The following is a 14,787-nucleotide window of genomic DNA, read 5'->3' as shown; positions in this document are numbered from 1 at the left end:
CCCCCCCCCCCCCCCCCCCCCCCCCCCCCCCCCCCCCCCACCACCTGCCCTCGACGTCGCCCGGCAGCGTGGGTACGCTGATCGAATCGATACGTGAGAGCGCTTCCACGCTCCGTCAGACCATCCACCCGACGACCGACCGAAGGAACACCGTGAGCACCGTCGCCACCCGGCAGGACGCCGACCCCGCACCGTCCACAGCGCAGCCGCCCGCACGGCGGGCCTTCCCGACCGACTTCCTCTGGGGATCGGCCACCGCTGCCTACCAGATCGAGGGAGCCGCCGCCGAGGGCGGCCGCGGCCCCTCCATCTGGGACACCTACTCCCACACGCCCGGCCGCACCCTGAACGGCGACACCGGGGACGTCGCCGACGACCACTACCACCGGTGGGCCGAGGACGTGCAGCACATCAAGGAGCTCGGGCTCGGGGCGTACCGCTTCTCCATCTCCTGGTCGCGCGTCCAGCCCGGCGGGACAGGGGAGTTCAACCCCGAGGGCATCGCGTTCTACTCGCGGCTCGTGGACGCGCTCCTCGAGGCCGGGGTCAAGCCCGTCGTGACGCTCTACCACTGGGACCTCCCGCAGGAGCTCGAGGACCGTGGCGGCTGGGCGAACCGCGAGACCGCCTCCGCGTTCGCGGAGTACGCGCGTCGGATGGCCCGCGAGCTCGGCGACCGCATCGACGTGTGGACCACGCTCAACGAGCCCTGGTGCTCGGCCTACCTCGGCTACGGGTCGGGCGTGCACGCCCCCGGCCGCACCGAGCCCGTCGCGGCGCTCGCGGCCGTGCACCACCTCAACCTCGCTCACGGGCTCGCGTGCCGCGCGATCCGTGACGAGCTGGGCGAGGACGCCAAGACCTCGGTGACCCTCAACCTGCACGTCATCCGGCCCGACGACCCCACCTCGGACGCAGACCTCGACGCCGTGCGGAAGATCGACGCGCTCGCCAACCGGGCGTTCCTCGGCCCGCTGCTCGACGGCGCCTACCCCGCGGACCTGCTCGCGGATACCGCGCACGTCAGCGACTGGTCGTTCGTCCAGGACGGCGACCTGGAGCTCGTGCGCCAGCCGCTGTCGATCCTCGGCGTCAACTACTACTCGACCGTGCGCGTCCGGCACTTCGCCGGGAACGGTGAGCGGTCCGAGAGCGACGGCCACGGCGCGTCGAGCCACAGCCCGTGGATCGGGGTCGACGACGTCGAGTTCGTCCAGCAGCCCGGCCCCTACACGGCGATGGGCTGGAACATCGAGCCCGCGGGCATGACCGAGCTGCTGCTCTCGGTGCACCAGGCCTACCCCGACCAGCCGCTCATGGTCACCGAGAACGGTGCGGCCTTCGACGACGAGGTCAGCGTCGACGCCGACGGGACCGCCCGGGTCCACGACGACCGCCGCGTGGCGTACCTGCACGACCACATCGACGCGGTCGGGGCCGCGATCGACGCAGGCGCCGACGTGCGCGGGTACTTCGCGTGGTCGCTGCTCGACAACTTCGAGTGGGGCTACGGCTACGACCGCCGCTTCGGGATCATCCGGGTCGACTACGACACGCTCGAGCGGACGTGGAAGGACTCGGCCCACTGGTACCGCCGGCTCGCGACGACGTCGGTGCTGCCCGGGGTCGACGAGGTCTGACCCCGACGGCACGTCCCGACCGCGGACGTCCGGGCCTTCCTGAGAGGGGAAGGCCCGGACGTCGTGCGCTGTGCCCCGGACGGTGCCGACGGGGAGCCGGTGATCTTTGTCGCAGCCCGACCGGATCCGCGCGACACGCCGAGCGGACACGACACGCCTGAGAATTTTCTGCCCGGCTTGTCCGCTTCGCGGTGTGCTGGTCGCGGCCCGACGATGCGGTTCGACGACCCTCGTGAGTCGACCACGAGGGCGGACCGGCTCCCCACAGCGTGTGGACGACGATCCTCCACAGCCTGTGGAGAAGTCGCCGGGGCCGCGAGAGCGTGCGGATCGAGGTGCGGACGAGCGGTGGACGACGACGTCCGGCGGGTCCTGTCAGTGCCTCCTGGGAGGATGGATCCGTACTTGTAGCACACTCCGAGGGGCCCCGAGGATGAGGCGACCAGAATCACCCGACCACGACATCTAGTGCCGAGCGCCAAGCCCGCCCACTAGGTATAGTGGTCAGCACCAGGGAGCGCATCATCTCCTCGGGCACATCACACGATCGTAGTTCCACCAGTGTTCTTCGAGGTCAGGACCCTTCGCGGAGTCCACCCGAGACCCGTGGAAGACCGATCCCCTACACGAGGAGACTGACCAGATGAGCATCACGGTCTACAGCAAGCCGGCTTGCGTTCAGTGCGACGCGACCTACCGCGCCCTCGACAAGAAGGGCATCGAGTACTCGGTCGTGGACATCAGCCAGGACGCCGAGGCGCTCGAGCTGGTCCGCGGCCTCGGCTACCTGCAGGCACCCGTCGTCATCGCGGGCGACGACCACTGGTCGGGCTTCCGCCCCGACCAGATCAACGCACTCGCGGCGAAGGTCGCTCCCGTCGCCTGAGCAGCTCGTCCCTCCGGTCCCCGCTGCGAGGTGTGACATGGGATCGCTCGTCTACTTCTCCAGCGTCTCGGACACCACGCACCGGTTCGTCCAGAGGCTGGGCCTCGAGGACCGCGGCCAGTCGGTCCACCGCATCCCGCTGCGACCCAAGGACGAGTTCCTGCGGGTCGACGAGCCGTACGTCCTGATGATCCCGACGTACGGCGGCGGCAACGAGGGCGGGGCAGTGCCCCGCCAGGTCATCAAGTTCTTGAACGACGCACACAACCGGTCGTTGATCCGCGGCGTGATCGCCGCGGGCAACACCAACTTCGGCGCTGCCTACTGCATCGCCGGCGACATCATCTCCTCGAAGTGCCAGGTGCCCTACCTGTACGCCTTCGAGCTTCTTGGAACAGCCGAGGACGTCGAGCGCGTCCGCGACGGATTGGGACGATTTTGGCAACGACAGTCACGGATTCCAGCGTGAGCACGGTGGCTGCGGGAGTCGAGCTCGACTACCACGCACTCAACGCGATGCTCAACCTGTACGGCCCCGACGGCGAGATCCAGTTCGACAAGGACCGCCAGGCTGCGCGCCAGTACTTCCTGCAGCACGTGAACCAGAACACGGTCTTCTTCCACAGCCTCGAGGAGAAGCTCGACTACCTGGTCGAGAACAAGTACTACGACCCCGCGGTCCTCGCCAAGTACGACCGCGCCTTCGTCAAGTCGCTCTTCGAGTTCGCGTACTCCAAGAAGTTCCGCTTCGACACGTTCCTCGGTGCGTTCAAGTACTACACCTCGTACACGCTCAAGACGTTCGACGGCAAGCGGTACCTCGAGCGCTTCGAGGACCGCGTGTCCATGGTCGCGCTCGGCCTCGCGGACGGCAACGAGCAGACCGCGCTCGACATCGTCGAGGAGATCGTCGCAGGCCGCTTCCAGCCCGCGACCCCGACGTTCCTCAACATCGGCAAGGCGCAGCGCGGCGAGCCCGTGTCCTGCTTCCTGCTGCGCATCGAGGACAACATGGAGTCCATCGCGCGCGGCATCAACTCCGCGCTGCAGCTCTCCAAGCGCGGCGGCGGCGTCGCCCTGCTCCTGAGCAACATCCGTGAGCACGGCGCCCCGATCAAGCACATCGAGAACCAGTCCTCGGGCGTCATCCCCGTGATGAAGCTCCTCGAGGACTCCTTCTCCTACGCGAACCAGCTCGGGGCCCGCCAGGGTGCCGGTGCCGTCTACCTGCACGCGCACCACCCCGACATCATGCGGTTCCTCGACACCAAGCGTGAGAACGCCGACGAGAAGATCCGCATCAAGACGCTGTCCCTCGGCGTCGTCATCCCCGACATCACGTTCGACCTGGCGAAGAAGAACGAGGACATGTACCTCTTCTCGCCGTACGACGTCGAGCGCGTCTACGGCAAGCCCTTCGCCGACATCTCGGTCTCGGAGAAGTACGACGAGATGGTCGACGACGCACGCATCCGCAAGACCAAGATCAAGGCGCGCGAGTTCTTCCAGACCCTCGCCGAGCTCCAGTTCGAGTCCGGCTACCCGTACGTCATGTTCGAGGACACGGTGAACAAGGCGAACCCCATCAAGGGCCGCATCACCCACTCGAACCTGTGCTCCGAGATCCTCCAGGTCTCGACGCCCTCGACGTACAACGAGGACCTGTCGTACGACCACGTCGGCCGCGACATCTCGTGCAACCTGGGCTCGCTCAACATCGCCAAGACGATGGACTCGCCGGACTTCGCCAAGACGATCGACACCGCGATCCGTGCCCTGACGGCCGTGTCCGACCAGACGAGCATCGAGTCCGTCCCGTCGATCAAGCGTGCCAACGAGTCCGGCCACGCGATCGGCCTCGGGCAGATGAACCTGCACGGCTACCTCGCACGTGAGCGCGTGTTCTACGGCTCCGATGAAGGCATCGACTTCACGAACATCTACTTCTACACCGTGGCCTACCACGCGATCGCCGCGAGCAACCGTCTCGCGATCGAGCGCGGCCGTGCGTTCGGCGGGTTCGAGGACTCGACGTACGCCTCGGGCGAGTACTTCGAGAAGTACACGACCCAGGTGTGGGAGCCCGCGACGCCGCGCGTCAAGGAGCTGTTCGAGACCGCCGGCGTGCACATCCCCACGCAGGAGGACTGGAAGGCGCTCGCCGCGTCCGTCAAGGAGCACGGCATCTACAACCAGAACCTCCAGGCCGTCCCGCCGACCGGCTCGATCTCCTACATCAACAACTCGACGTCGTCGATCCACCCGGTCGCCTCGAAGATCGAGATCCGCAAGGAGGGCAAGATCGGGCGCGTCTACTACCCGGCTCCCTACCTGACGAACGACAACCTGGAGTACTACCAGGACGCGTACGAGATCGGCTACGAGAAGATCATCGACACGTACGCCGCGGCGACGCAGCACGTGGACCAGGGCCTGAGCCTCACGCTGTTCTTCAAGGACACCGCGACCACGCGCGACGTCAACCGTGCGCAGATCTACGCCTGGCGCAAGGGCATCAAGACCTTGTACTACATCCGCCTGCGTCAGCTCGCGCTCGAGGGCACCGAGGTCGAGGGTTGCGTCTCCTGCATGCTGTGATCGTCCTCGTCGCCTGAGGGCGACGTCCACGGGAGGGGCGCCGGTCTTCCCGGGCCGCTCGTGCCTCGCGGCCCCCGCCAGGCCCGCCCACGACCGGCGCCCCTCCCGTTCCCGCCGCCCGCAGGACCCCTCGTCTCGTCGCTGGCACCGTGCTGAGAAAGAAGAAGAACGACATGTCACCCACTGGCAAGCTGAAGCTCATCGATCGCGTGTCCGCGATCAACTGGAACCGTCTCGAGGACGACAAGGACGCCGAGGTCTGGGACCGGCTCGTCGGGAACTTCTGGCTCCCCGAGAAGGTGCCGGTCTCCAACGACATCCAGAGCTGGGCCACGCTCACCGAGGAGGAGAAGACGCTCACCATGCGCGTCTTCACCGGCCTCACGCTCCTGGACACCATCCAGGGCACCGTGGGCGCCGTGTCGCTCATCCCGGACGCGATCACCCCGCACGAGGAGGCCGTGTACACCAACATCGCCTTCATGGAGTCCGTGCACGCCAAGAGCTACTCGTCGATCTTCTCGACGCTGTGCTCGACGCGCGAGATCGACGAGGCGTTCCGCTGGTCGGAGGAGAACCCCAACCTCCAGCGCAAGGCCGAGATCGTCATGGAGTACTACAAGGGCGACTCGCCGCTCAAGCGCAAGGTCGCGAGCACGCTCCTCGAGTCCTTCCTGTTCTACTCGGGCTTCTACCTCCCGATGTACTGGTCGAGCCGGGCCAAGCTCACGAACACCGCTGACCTGATCCGCCTCATCATCCGCGACGAGGCCGTGCACGGGTACTACATCGGCTACAAGTTCCAGAAGGGGCTCGAGAAGCTCAGCCCCGAGGAGCGCGACGAGATGAAGGCCTACACGTACGAGCTGCTCTTCGAGCTCTACGAGAACGAGGTCCAGTACACGGCCGACCTCTACGACGGTGTCGGGCTGACCGAGGACGTCAAGAAGTTCCTGCGCTACAACGCCAACAAGGCCCTCATGAACCTGGGCTACGAGGCGCTGTTCCCCAAGGACGAGACCGACGTCAACCCGGCGATCCTGTCCGCGCTGTCCCCGAACGCCGACGAGAACCACGACTTCTTCTCCGGCTCGGGCTCGTCCTACGTGATCGGCAAGGCCGTGAACACCGAGGACGACGACTGGGACTTCTGATCCCGTCGACCGTGCCCGTCAGGTCCGCGCTCGCGTGAGCCCGCGCTGACCCGGCACCGGCACCGCACCCCTCGAACGACCGACGCCCCGCTGCTCCTCGAAGGAGCGACGGGGCGTCGTCGTGCTCGTGGGGGCGCGTCAGTCGTTCGGCCTCGACATCGCGCCCTCGACCGGAGGCTCGGCCGACCACGGGAACGTGATCCACAGGTCGGTCTCCTTCCAGGCGAAGTCCGGCTGGATGATCGTGCGCGGCTTGGTGTAGAGCACCGCGGAGCGTGCCTCGGTGCCGTGCTCGGCGAGCATGCCCATGACCAGGGCGAGGGTGCGGCCCGAGTCCGCGACGTCGTCGACCACGAGGACCTTCGACCCAGGGAGCTCGGACGTGTCCATGAGCGGGGGCAGGACGCGCGGGTCGGCGAGGGTCTGGCCGATGTCCGTGTAGAACTCGACGTTGAGCGTCCCCACGCCCTTGGTCCCCAGCGCGTACGCCACGGCGCCACCGGGCAGGAGGCCGCCGCGGGCGATGGCGACCACGACGTCGGGCAGGAAGCCGCCGGCCACCACCTGCTCGGCCAGCTGCCTGGACGCGGTGCCGAACAGCTCCCACGTCATGACTTCGCGCTCTGTGCTCATGGGCAGAGCCTAGGTGCTGCACCTGGGGGTCGGCCCGCCGAGGGGCGAGCGCAGGACGGCACGGTCCAGCACACGAGAAAGGCCGCCCCCCGCGAACGGGAGGCGGCCCTTCGGTGAGGCTGAAGAGACTCAGTACGCCGCGAGGATGTCCACGACGAAGACGAGGGTCTCGTTCTGCAGCTCGTGGCCCTCAGAGGCGCCGTAGCCGAGCGACGGCGGGATGACGAGCAGCACCTGGCTGCCGACCGTCTGGCCCGTGAGCCCCTGCGTCCAACCGGCGACCACGCCGTTCAGCGGGAAGGTGGCGGGCGTGCCGCGGTCCCACGAGGAGTCGAACTGCGTGCCGTCGAGCTTCCACCCGGTGTAGTTCGCGATGATCGTCTGGTCGGCGGTCACCTCCGGGCCGGTGCCCTTGATGAGGGGCTGGACGACGAGCTCGGTCGGCGCCGTGTACCCCTCGGGGACGGCGATGCTCGGCTTGCCCGTGTCGTCGAGCGTGACGACGGGGAGCCCGTCGGCCGGGGTCACGGCCTCACCCTCGGCGCGGGTCGGCACGTCGGCCGGGTCCGGCACGTCCTTGGTCTCGACGACCTCGGCGACGGTCACGAGCGTGCCCGAACCGTCGTTCATGGGAGCGGCGAAGAGGAAGCGCGTCCCGACCTTCTTGCCGACGAGGACGTCGAGCAGCTGCGGGTACAGGTTGTCGTCCAGGACGAGTTGCTCGGGGCTGTTCGTGTCCCACGTCGACATCGCCTTGCTGCCGTCGGTCCCCAGGAAGGCCGCAGACTGCATCGAGATCTGCTGTCCCTTGGTGATGGGGTCACCGTCACCCTCGTCGAGCGACCGTGCGGTCGCCGCCGAGACCGTGAACGGCGTCGCGAACTCCACCGTGGGCTCGGCGCCGACGTCCCCGGTGACCTTGACGGCCTCGAGCGCCGCGATGTCCTCTGCGGAGGGCGTCGGGATGTCGGTGGCGGCGGCGTCGGAGGGCGACGGGCTGGCGCCGCCGTCGTTGCCGCTCGCGCAGCCGGAGAGGACCAGGGCGGTCCCCAGGGCGATCGCGACGAGGCCGCGGGAGGTACGGAGCTTCACAGGGATCCTTCGTTCGGGGGTGTCCGCGCACGACCGGTGGCGAGCACGTCGCCGAGCACGGGTTGCAGGCCAGGTAACTCTAGCGCCACTCTCTGGGAGGCCGCTGGGAGGGGCGCCTCGTACGCCGCGAGCAGGGACACGAGCAGGGACAATGGACGGATGCCGTCGAAGCGTCCCTCCCGTCGCCGCCCCTGGGGGGCAGAACCCGCCCCGCTCGACCTGGGCCGTGCCCTGGGCGGGCTGCGCTCGGAGTCGGGGGCCGACGGCGAGTGGTCGGTCCGCACGGTGCGTTCGGGAGACAAGTCCTACGTGTGCCCGGGGTGCCGGCAGACCATCCCGGCGGGCACGAGCCACGTCGTGGCCTGGGCGAACGACTCGATGTTCGGCGCGGCCTCGGCCCTCGAGGACCGCCGGCACTGGCACTCGGGCTGCTGGTCGGCCCGCGAACGTCGGCGCTGACGCGCACGGCACAGCCCCGCACGCGCCGGGCCGTCGTCCGGAGGGACCGGCGGCTAGGCTCGGTCGTGATGAACGCGCACCGTCCCGCTCCAGCGACCGACCACCCCGACGAGCCCGCCGCCCAGGCCGCAGACCAGCCCGCCGCGCCGGCTGCCGCGACGCAGCCCGCACCGCAGGAGCCCCCGGCGGCGCCCACGGCCCCCGAGGGCAGGCCCGCCGATCACGGTGCCCCGATCCGTTCGCTCACGGTGCTGCCGGCCCGCCGCGAGGACGTCGAGCTGCACACCGCGGACGGCCTGACCCTCGTGGGTGAGCTCGCGCTCCCGGCGCACGCGGCGCCGTCGGGCACGCTGATCACGCTGCACCCGCTGCCCACGCACGGCGGCTACATGGACTCCCACGTCTACCGCAAGGCCGCATGGCGCCTGCCCGCGCTCGCTGACCTCGCGGTGCTGCGCTTCAACACCCGGGGGACGTCGTCCCCGCGCGGGACGAGCGAGGGCGCGTTCGACGGCGGCGAGGCCGAGCGCTTCGACGTCGCCGCCGCGATCGAGCTCGCCGAGTTCCACGACCTGCCGAACCGGTGGCTCGTCGGATGGTCGTTCGGGACCGAGATCGCGCTCAAGCACGGCACCGACCCGGGCATCGAGGGCGCGATCCTGCTCTCCCCGCCCCTGCACCGCGCGACCGACGACGACCTGGACCGCTGGGCGGCGTTCGGCAAGCCGCTCGTGGTGCTCGTCCCTGAGCTCGACGACTACCTGCGCCCCGACGAGGCACGCCGCCGGTTCGCGCGCGTGCCCCGGGCCGAGGTCATCGCGGTCGAGGGGGCGAAGCACCTGTGGGTCGGGGAGCCGTCGGTGCGCCGCGTGCTCGACGAGATCGTCGCGCACGTCCTGCCCGGCTTCCCCGTGCCGCTGCCCACGACGTGGGACGCGGCGACCGAGACCGGGACCGACACCGAGTCCACCGACCAGGCCTCCTACGACGCGAGCCGCACGCACGTCCAGCCATCGACGACGGGACAGGAACCATGACCACGACCGACCGAAGCCTCGCCCTCCACACGCTGCGCCACGGCCACGGGCTGCCCGTGCTGCTCGTGCACGGCTTCCCGTTCGACCACCGCATGTGGCTCGACGTCGCCGCCGCCCTGCCGAACGGCGCCACGGTCCTCGCGGTGGACCTCCCCGGCGCGGGCCAGAGCCCGCACGGTGCCGAGCACGCCTCGATCGAGGCCGCGGCGGACGGCGTGGTCGCCGCGGCGCGTGCCGCGGGGGTCGAGCGCGCGGTGGTCGTCGGGATGTCGATGGGCGGCTACGTCGCGCTCGCGGCCGCCGAGCGGCACCCCGAGTTCACCGTCGCCCTCGGCCTCGTGGACACCAAGTCCACGGCCGACACGGACGAGGCGCGGGCCAACCGCCTGCGCATCGCCGACGCCGTCACGAGCAGCGCCACGGTCGACGCCGTGCTCGGCATGCCGGGTGCGCTCCTCGGGGCGACGAGCAAGGTCGCGCGCCCCGCGCTGACGGCCCGCCTCGAGGAGTGGATCCGTTCCCAGCGGCCCGACGGCGTCGCGTGGGCCCAGCGCGCCATGGCCGCCCGCCCGGACCGCACCGAGGTCCTGGCTCGCTTCGCGGGTCCGGTCACCGTGGTCGTGGGCGAGGAGGACACCCTGACGCCCGTCGAGGCGGCAGAGCACATGGTCGCGGCCGCACGCGGCACCTCGCTCGTCCTGGTGCAGTCTGCCGGTCACATGAGCGCGGTCGAGGAGCCGGCAGCGGTCGCGAACGCGCTCGGAGACCTCTGGGCGACCGCCAAGGGGTGACGCCGGCGGCGTCGGCGGTGCGGGTCAGCCGCGCTCGAGGACCAGCGCGATGGCGTCGGCGAGCGAGATCGACTCGCCGTCGCGGCCGCCCTTGCCGAGCACGAGCGGCGGGTCCGAGGGCGTGAGGACGGCGCCGCGCAGCCTGGCCGAGAGCCCGCCCGGGACGCTGAGGACGTAGAACGCGCCGTCCGTGCCGACCGCGAGGGTCCGGTTCTTGCGCAGGTACCAGCCGAGCGTGCGCGTCCGGTACGTCGCGTCGCCCGCGTACGACCGGGCCTGCAGCGGCACGGGCGCGATGCCGCGGCGCCCGGCCTCGGCGACGAACTCGTGCAGCAGGACCGCCGCCTCGGCGGACTCCTGCGCGCGGCGACGTTCGAGCTCGGCCGCCTGGTGCGCCGCGGCCTCGGTGCGCTGGGCACGCCAGGCGGCGACGTCGTCGGGCCGGCCGGTGCCGGGGACGGACGGCGTGCCGGCGGGACCGCCGTGCGTGCTGGCCCCCTCCGGACGCGGCGACGGCGACGACCCGGGAGTGCGTCCCGTGCCGTCGCCGTCGGTCGTCATCTCGTCAGCCCTTGGTCCGGGCCGGAGCCTCGGGCTCGTCGGCCGTGCGTGCCGACTCGGCCTCGGGCTCCGCGGCCTCGACCTGCGGGAACTCGGCGGTCATGAGGTTGGCCGCACGAGCGCGCTGGGCGGGAGTGCCCGCGATCGCGGCGGGAGCGGCGGCCTTCGCCTTGGCCGCACCCGCGTCGCTGTCGCCCAGGAGACCGCGCAGCTCGTCGAGGTACGTGTTGATCGACTCGTGCTGGCGCGTGAGGTCCTCGAGCTGGCGCTGAGCGGCAGCGCGCTGCTGCTCGGCCTCCGCCTTGGCGTCCCCGACCGTCTGCTCGGCGAACTCGCGGGCCTCGGCGACCACGCGGTCCGCGTTGTGGCGCGCGGTCGCGATGACCTCCTTGACGTACTCGTCGGACTCGGTGCGGACCTTCTCGGCCTGCTCGAGCGCGGCGACCACGCGGGCCTCGGCGTCCGAGGCGTGCGACTCGGCGGTCGTGACGAGCTTCTCGGTCTCCTCCTTGGCGACCTGGTGACGTGCGGCGCTCTCCAGCTCGGCCTCCTCGCGGCGGCGGGCGATGTCGAGCTCGGCCTCGGCGAGGGCGGTCCGCGCCTTCTCGCGCAGCTCCTCCATCTCCGACGTCACGGCGTTCGCGGCCTCGGACGCGGCGCGCTTGGCCTCGGCGACCTGGCGCTCGGCCTCGCGGCGCGTCGTCTCGCGCAGCTCGGTCGTCTCGCGCTCGGCGGCCTCACGCATCGCCGCGGTCTCGGCGGAGACCCGGGCGCGGAGCTCCGCGGTCTCGCGCTCGGTCGCGACGCGCAGCTCGGTCGTCTCGCGCTCGGTCTGGGCACGCAGCGTGCCGAGCTCGCGCTCGAGGCTCGAGCGGCGCTCGCTCTCCTCGGTGTTCAGCGCGCTCTGGATGCGGGCGGCCTCGCGCTCGGCCGAGCCGACGAACTCCTCGGCGCGGCGCTGCGCGCCGACCAGCGTGCTCTCGGTCTCCGCGGCGGCGGTCGAGCGGATCTCCTCGGCCTCGCGGCGGGCGTTCGACAGGAGCTCGGCGACCTCGTTCTCGGCCCGCGAACGGATCTGCCCGCCCGCGACCTTGGCGCGCGACATGATGTCGACGGCCTGCGCGTTGGCCTGGGCCAGGATGTCGGCCGACTGCTCCTCGGCCGAGCGGAGGAGCTGCTCGATGCGGGAACCCAGACCGGCGTACGAGGGCCGGTCCGTCTCGCGCAGCTGACGCTGTGCGTCCTGGAGGTCCGACGTGAGCTGCACGGCCCGTGCGTCAGCGGCCTCCGCTCGGTGTCGGGACTCCTCGAGGTCCTTCTCGAGCTTGGCCAGCTGGCCTTCCACCATGATGCGGTCGTATCCGCGCATGGTGATGGGGAACAGTGTGCGTTCGTCGGACACGGGTCGACCTTCCGCCTTGGGCTGGTCCACGCCAGCATGGGTGTCGGGGGATGAGTGCCGGCGCGTCACCGGCAGCCCGACCTGTGGATCGTCCACCAGGATACGTGGCCCGGCTGTGTCCTGAATACCCGGAATGGGTACCGTCAGGGTGTCGCGAGGAGTTCGTGAAGAGTCTGCGGCGATCGTCGCCATCCGGCGAACTTTCGAATCCGACGCTCGTTCGCCTCTATTGTGGATTGTCCATGACGAAGGGAAAACTCGGTGCTTCAACGAATCCTGGCCGCCGGCCTGATCGTGCTCGGCCTGGTGGGGATCGGCACGGGGGTCGCCTCGGCGACGATCTGGCGTGAGAGCGAGACGGTGGTCGCCACGACCCCCGCCGGCGGCTCCTCGCCCCTGGTCGTCTCCGATCCTGGCGTCCTCGACATGGTCGCGGGCGACGTGACCGTCACCGCGAAGACCTCGGACGACAAGCCCGTCACGCTCGTGATCGGCCGCGAGGTCGACGTCGAGGGATGGGTCGGCACGGACGCCCACACTGTCGTCACGGGCCTCACGGACTGGGACACGCTCTCGACCAGGTCGGTCGCCGCGCCGCCTCCGGCGGAGGAGACCCCGGCCGAGGGCGAGGCTCCCGCCGAGGGTGAGGCGCCCGCTGAGGGTGACGCCACGACCGACGAGGCCGCTCCGGCGCCGGTCGTCGGCGTGGACCCGGCCGGCTCCGACATGTGGTTCGCCGAGTCGTCGGGCGCGGGCGAGGTCAGCCTGCGCTGGTCCGACCGACCGGGCCGCTGGAGCCTGCTCGCTGCCGGTACCGGTGAGGACCCTGCCACCCCGGTCGTGACCCTGACCTGGGCCCGAGAGGTCTCGACGCCCTGGCAGTGGCCGGGGATCGCCGGGGGCACCTTGCTCCTGCTGGCCGGGCTCGCGATCGGCGTGATCTCGTTCGTGGGTGGCAAGAAGGACGGCAAGAAGGGCGGCAAGCCGTCCGGGCGCACCACGAAGGGCAAGGGCGACGAGCCGACGGCTGGGACGGCCGAGGGCACCGCAGGCCCGACGGGTGCGCCCGCACCGACCGACCCTGCGTCCGGCGACGCTCGAGGCACCGCCCAGCGGGAGCCCTCGCCGCAGACCGGCGCGACCGCCACGCTCACCCGCCGTGAGCTGCGGGAGAGGGCCGAGAGGCAGCGCCTCGAGGCCGAGAACGTAGCCCAGGAGGAGGCGCGCGCGCAGCGCCCCCGCAACCGGTGGCTGACCGGGCAGATCCCGGTCGTGCCCGGTCAGCAGAAGAACGCCACCGCCGCCCAGCCCGTCGTACCCGCCCCAGGCCGGCGCCGACGGTGGCTCGGCCGCCCGGGCCGACGCCTGGCGTCAGGCGTGGGGCTTCGGGCAGACGAAGGCTGCCCCGCCCACGTCGGGCGACGACGACCAGACCCAGACCCCCGACACGACCGGAGGAGACCGATGAGCAAGCGCACCCCCCGCCGCTCCGCGACCCGCACGGCCGCCGTAGCAGGTGTCCTCGCAGGGGCCATCCTGCTCGCAGGCTGCGCCTCGCCCGTGCCCACGGCAGACCCGGACCCGACGCCCACCGAAGCGGTCCCTGCGCTGACTGCCGACCAGATGGCCGAGGTCCGCACCGCGGTCGGCACCTCGCTCGACGAGGCGGCCGCGACCAACGACGCCGCCCAGCTCGGCAACCGCCTCGCCGGCCCGGCGCTCTCGCTCCGGACGAGCCAGCTCGCGGTCGCCGCGGTGCGGGGCAACCAGGACCTGGTCACGAAGCTGCCGACCGACGTCCAGCAGGACATCATCACGACGACGGACACCTGGCCCCGCCAGACCTACGCCGTGACCGTCCAGCCCGAGGACCTCCAGTCCCCGCGCCTGCTCGCGTACGAGCAGACGGCGGCCCGCGACCCGTACAAGCTGTGGGCCTGGGTCAGGCTGTTCCCGAGCGCGACCCTGCCCGCCTTCGCGGGCCCTGCGGTGGGCAGCGAGTCCGTCCCGATGGACGACCCGTCGCTCCTCGTGACTCCGGCGGACGCCGTGGCGCAGTACGCGGACGTCCTGACGCTCGGTGCGGGCTCCGCGTACGCCGGGTCGTTCGCCGACGACCCGCTGCGTGCGTGGGTCGCGAACAACGCGACCGTGCAGATGGCCGAGCTGAGCAAGGCCGAGGGTTCGTTGACCATGACGTTCACCCCGACGCCCGACCAGGCGCGCGCGGTGCGCACGGCCGACGGCGGCGCGATGGTCATGGCCGGGCTGACCGCTCTCGAGACGCGCACGATCGAGGAGGGCGGCAAGATCGCTCCCGGGTCGGACACCGAGAAGGCGCTCTTCGGGGCCAGCGAGCCGACGAACAAGCTCAACGTCGGGTACACGACCATGGTCGCGATGTACATCCCGCCCGCGGGTGCGACGACCGGCGTCCAGGTGCTCGGCATGGAGAACGTCGCGACGTCCGTCGCGACCTCCTGACGCCTCAGGGATGCGCCCGGTCCCGGGCGCCCCGCCCCCCGTGTCCCGGG

13 protein-coding genes are annotated in these 14,787 nt (G+C 70.9%); 9 read left to right on the top strand and 4 right to left on the bottom strand.

Annotation, left to right across the window (positions count from 1 at the left end):
* Positions 1-152 precede the first annotated feature (152 nt).
* The 5 genes from H9652_RS00100 (at position 153) to nrdF (ending at position 6,278) form a co-directional block, all read left to right on the top strand.
* Positions 153-1,640: a GH1 family beta-glucosidase gene (locus H9652_RS00100; RefSeq protein WP_191794100.1), complete on the top strand. Its 1,488-nt coding sequence runs from the start codon at positions 153-155 to the stop codon at positions 1,638-1,640.
* Positions 1,641-2,283: 643 nt separating this feature from the next.
* Entirely contained in the window at positions 2,284-2,526 is a 243-nt protein-coding gene (gene nrdH / locus H9652_RS00095) for a glutaredoxin-like protein NrdH (protein ID WP_030149940.1), read from the top strand.
* 37 nt (positions 2,527-2,563) lie between these two features.
* A complete protein-coding gene (gene nrdI, locus H9652_RS00090; protein WP_138823559.1) occupies positions 2,564-2,995 on the top strand; it encodes a class Ib ribonucleoside-diphosphate reductase assembly flavoprotein NrdI in 432 nt (143 codons plus the stop codon).
* Positions 2,965-5,124 (top strand): class 1b ribonucleoside-diphosphate reductase subunit alpha, encoded by a 2,160-nt coding sequence (nrdE, locus tag H9652_RS00085; RefSeq protein ID WP_225227492.1) that lies wholly within the window; start codon positions 2,965-2,967, stop codon positions 5,122-5,124. Before nrdI ends, nrdE begins: the two co-directional genes overlap by 31 nt.
* 173 nt (positions 5,125-5,297) lie before the next feature.
* Positions 5,298-6,278: a class 1b ribonucleoside-diphosphate reductase subunit beta gene (gene nrdF / locus H9652_RS00080; RefSeq protein WP_030149937.1), complete on the top strand. Its 981-nt coding sequence runs from the start codon at positions 5,298-5,300 to the stop codon at positions 6,276-6,278.
* 138 nt (positions 6,279-6,416) lie between these two features.
* On the opposite strand, the gene H9652_RS00075 is transcribed toward nrdF, so the two are convergent.
* Both H9652_RS00075 and H9652_RS00070 read right to left on the bottom strand, forming a co-directional pair.
* Entirely contained in the window at positions 6,417-6,911 is a 495-nt protein-coding gene (locus H9652_RS00075; protein ID WP_191794099.1) for a phosphoribosyltransferase, read from the bottom strand.
* Positions 6,912-7,040: 129 nt separating this feature from the next.
* Positions 7,041-8,003, bottom strand: coding sequence for an FKBP-type peptidyl-prolyl cis-trans isomerase (locus H9652_RS00070; protein ID WP_191794098.1), 963 nt, complete (start codon positions 8,001-8,003; stop codon positions 7,041-7,043).
* Between the two features lie 159 nt (positions 8,004-8,162).
* Here H9652_RS00070 and H9652_RS00065 point away from each other — a divergent pair, with 159 nt between their 5' ends.
* The 3 genes from H9652_RS00065 (at position 8,163) to H9652_RS00055 (ending at position 10,290) form a co-directional block, all read left to right on the top strand.
* Complete coding sequence (locus H9652_RS00065; protein ID WP_138823569.1) at positions 8,163-8,462, top strand: hypothetical protein; 300 nt, start codon at positions 8,163-8,165, stop codon at positions 8,460-8,462.
* Between the two features lie 233 nt (positions 8,463-8,695).
* A complete protein-coding gene (locus tag H9652_RS00060; RefSeq protein ID WP_191794257.1) occupies positions 8,696-9,499 on the top strand; it encodes an alpha/beta hydrolase in 804 nt (267 codons plus the stop codon).
* Positions 9,496-10,290: an alpha/beta fold hydrolase gene (locus tag H9652_RS00055; protein ID WP_191794097.1), complete on the top strand. Its 795-nt coding sequence runs from the start codon at positions 9,496-9,498 to the stop codon at positions 10,288-10,290. The genes H9652_RS00060 and H9652_RS00055 overlap by 4 nt, the downstream gene beginning before the upstream one ends.
* Before the next feature lie 24 nt (positions 10,291-10,314).
* Here the strand turns inward: H9652_RS00055 and H9652_RS00050 are convergent, their stop codons facing one another.
* Positions 10,315-10,851 carry a hypothetical protein gene (locus H9652_RS00050; protein WP_225227491.1) on the bottom strand — a complete coding sequence of 179 codons (537 nt, stop codon included), beginning with the start codon at positions 10,849-10,851 and terminating at the stop codon, positions 10,315-10,317.
* Positions 10,852-10,855: 4 nt separating this feature from the next.
* Positions 10,856-12,253 carry a coiled-coil domain-containing protein gene (locus H9652_RS00045; protein WP_138823573.1) on the bottom strand — a complete coding sequence of 466 codons (1,398 nt, stop codon included), beginning with the start codon at positions 12,251-12,253 and terminating at the stop codon, positions 10,856-10,858.
* Positions 12,254-12,514: 261 nt separating this feature from the next.
* Between H9652_RS00045 and H9652_RS00040 the strand changes: the two genes are divergently transcribed.
* Entirely contained in the window at positions 12,515-14,737 is a 2,223-nt protein-coding gene (locus H9652_RS00040; protein ID WP_191794096.1) for a hypothetical protein, read from the top strand.
* Positions 14,738-14,787: the final 50 nt, after the last annotated feature.

The organism is Oerskovia rustica (genome assembly GCF_014836555.1).
Lineage (GTDB): Bacteria > Actinomycetota > Actinomycetes > Actinomycetales > Cellulomonadaceae > Oerskovia > Oerskovia rustica.
The sequence above is the reverse complement of the archived record's forward strand: the minus strand, read 5'-3'. Positions and strand labels throughout refer to the sequence as shown.

Excerpts from the sequence above, each read along its gene's own strand:
- H9652_RS00075 (WP_191794099.1), bottom strand. The coding sequence starts at position 6,911 with ATGAGCACAGAGCGCGAAGTCATGACGTGGGAGCTGTTCGGCACCGCG.
- H9652_RS00065 (WP_138823569.1), top strand. The coding sequence starts at position 8,163 with ATGCCGTCGAAGCGTCCCTCCCGTCGCCGCCCCTGGGGGGCAGAACCC.
- nrdF (WP_030149937.1), top strand. The coding sequence starts at position 5,298 with ATGTCACCCACTGGCAAGCTGAAGCTCATCGATCGCGTGTCCGCGATC.
- H9652_RS00050 (WP_225227491.1), bottom strand. The coding sequence starts at position 10,851 with ATGACGACCGACGGCGACGGCACGGGACGCACTCCCGGGTCGTCGCCG.
- nrdI (WP_138823559.1), top strand. The coding sequence starts at position 2,564 with ATGGGATCGCTCGTCTACTTCTCCAGCGTCTCGGACACCACGCACCGG.
- nrdH (WP_030149940.1), top strand. The coding sequence starts at position 2,284 with ATGAGCATCACGGTCTACAGCAAGCCGGCTTGCGTTCAGTGCGACGCG.
- H9652_RS00055 (WP_191794097.1), top strand. The coding sequence starts at position 9,496 with ATGACCACGACCGACCGAAGCCTCGCCCTCCACACGCTGCGCCACGGC.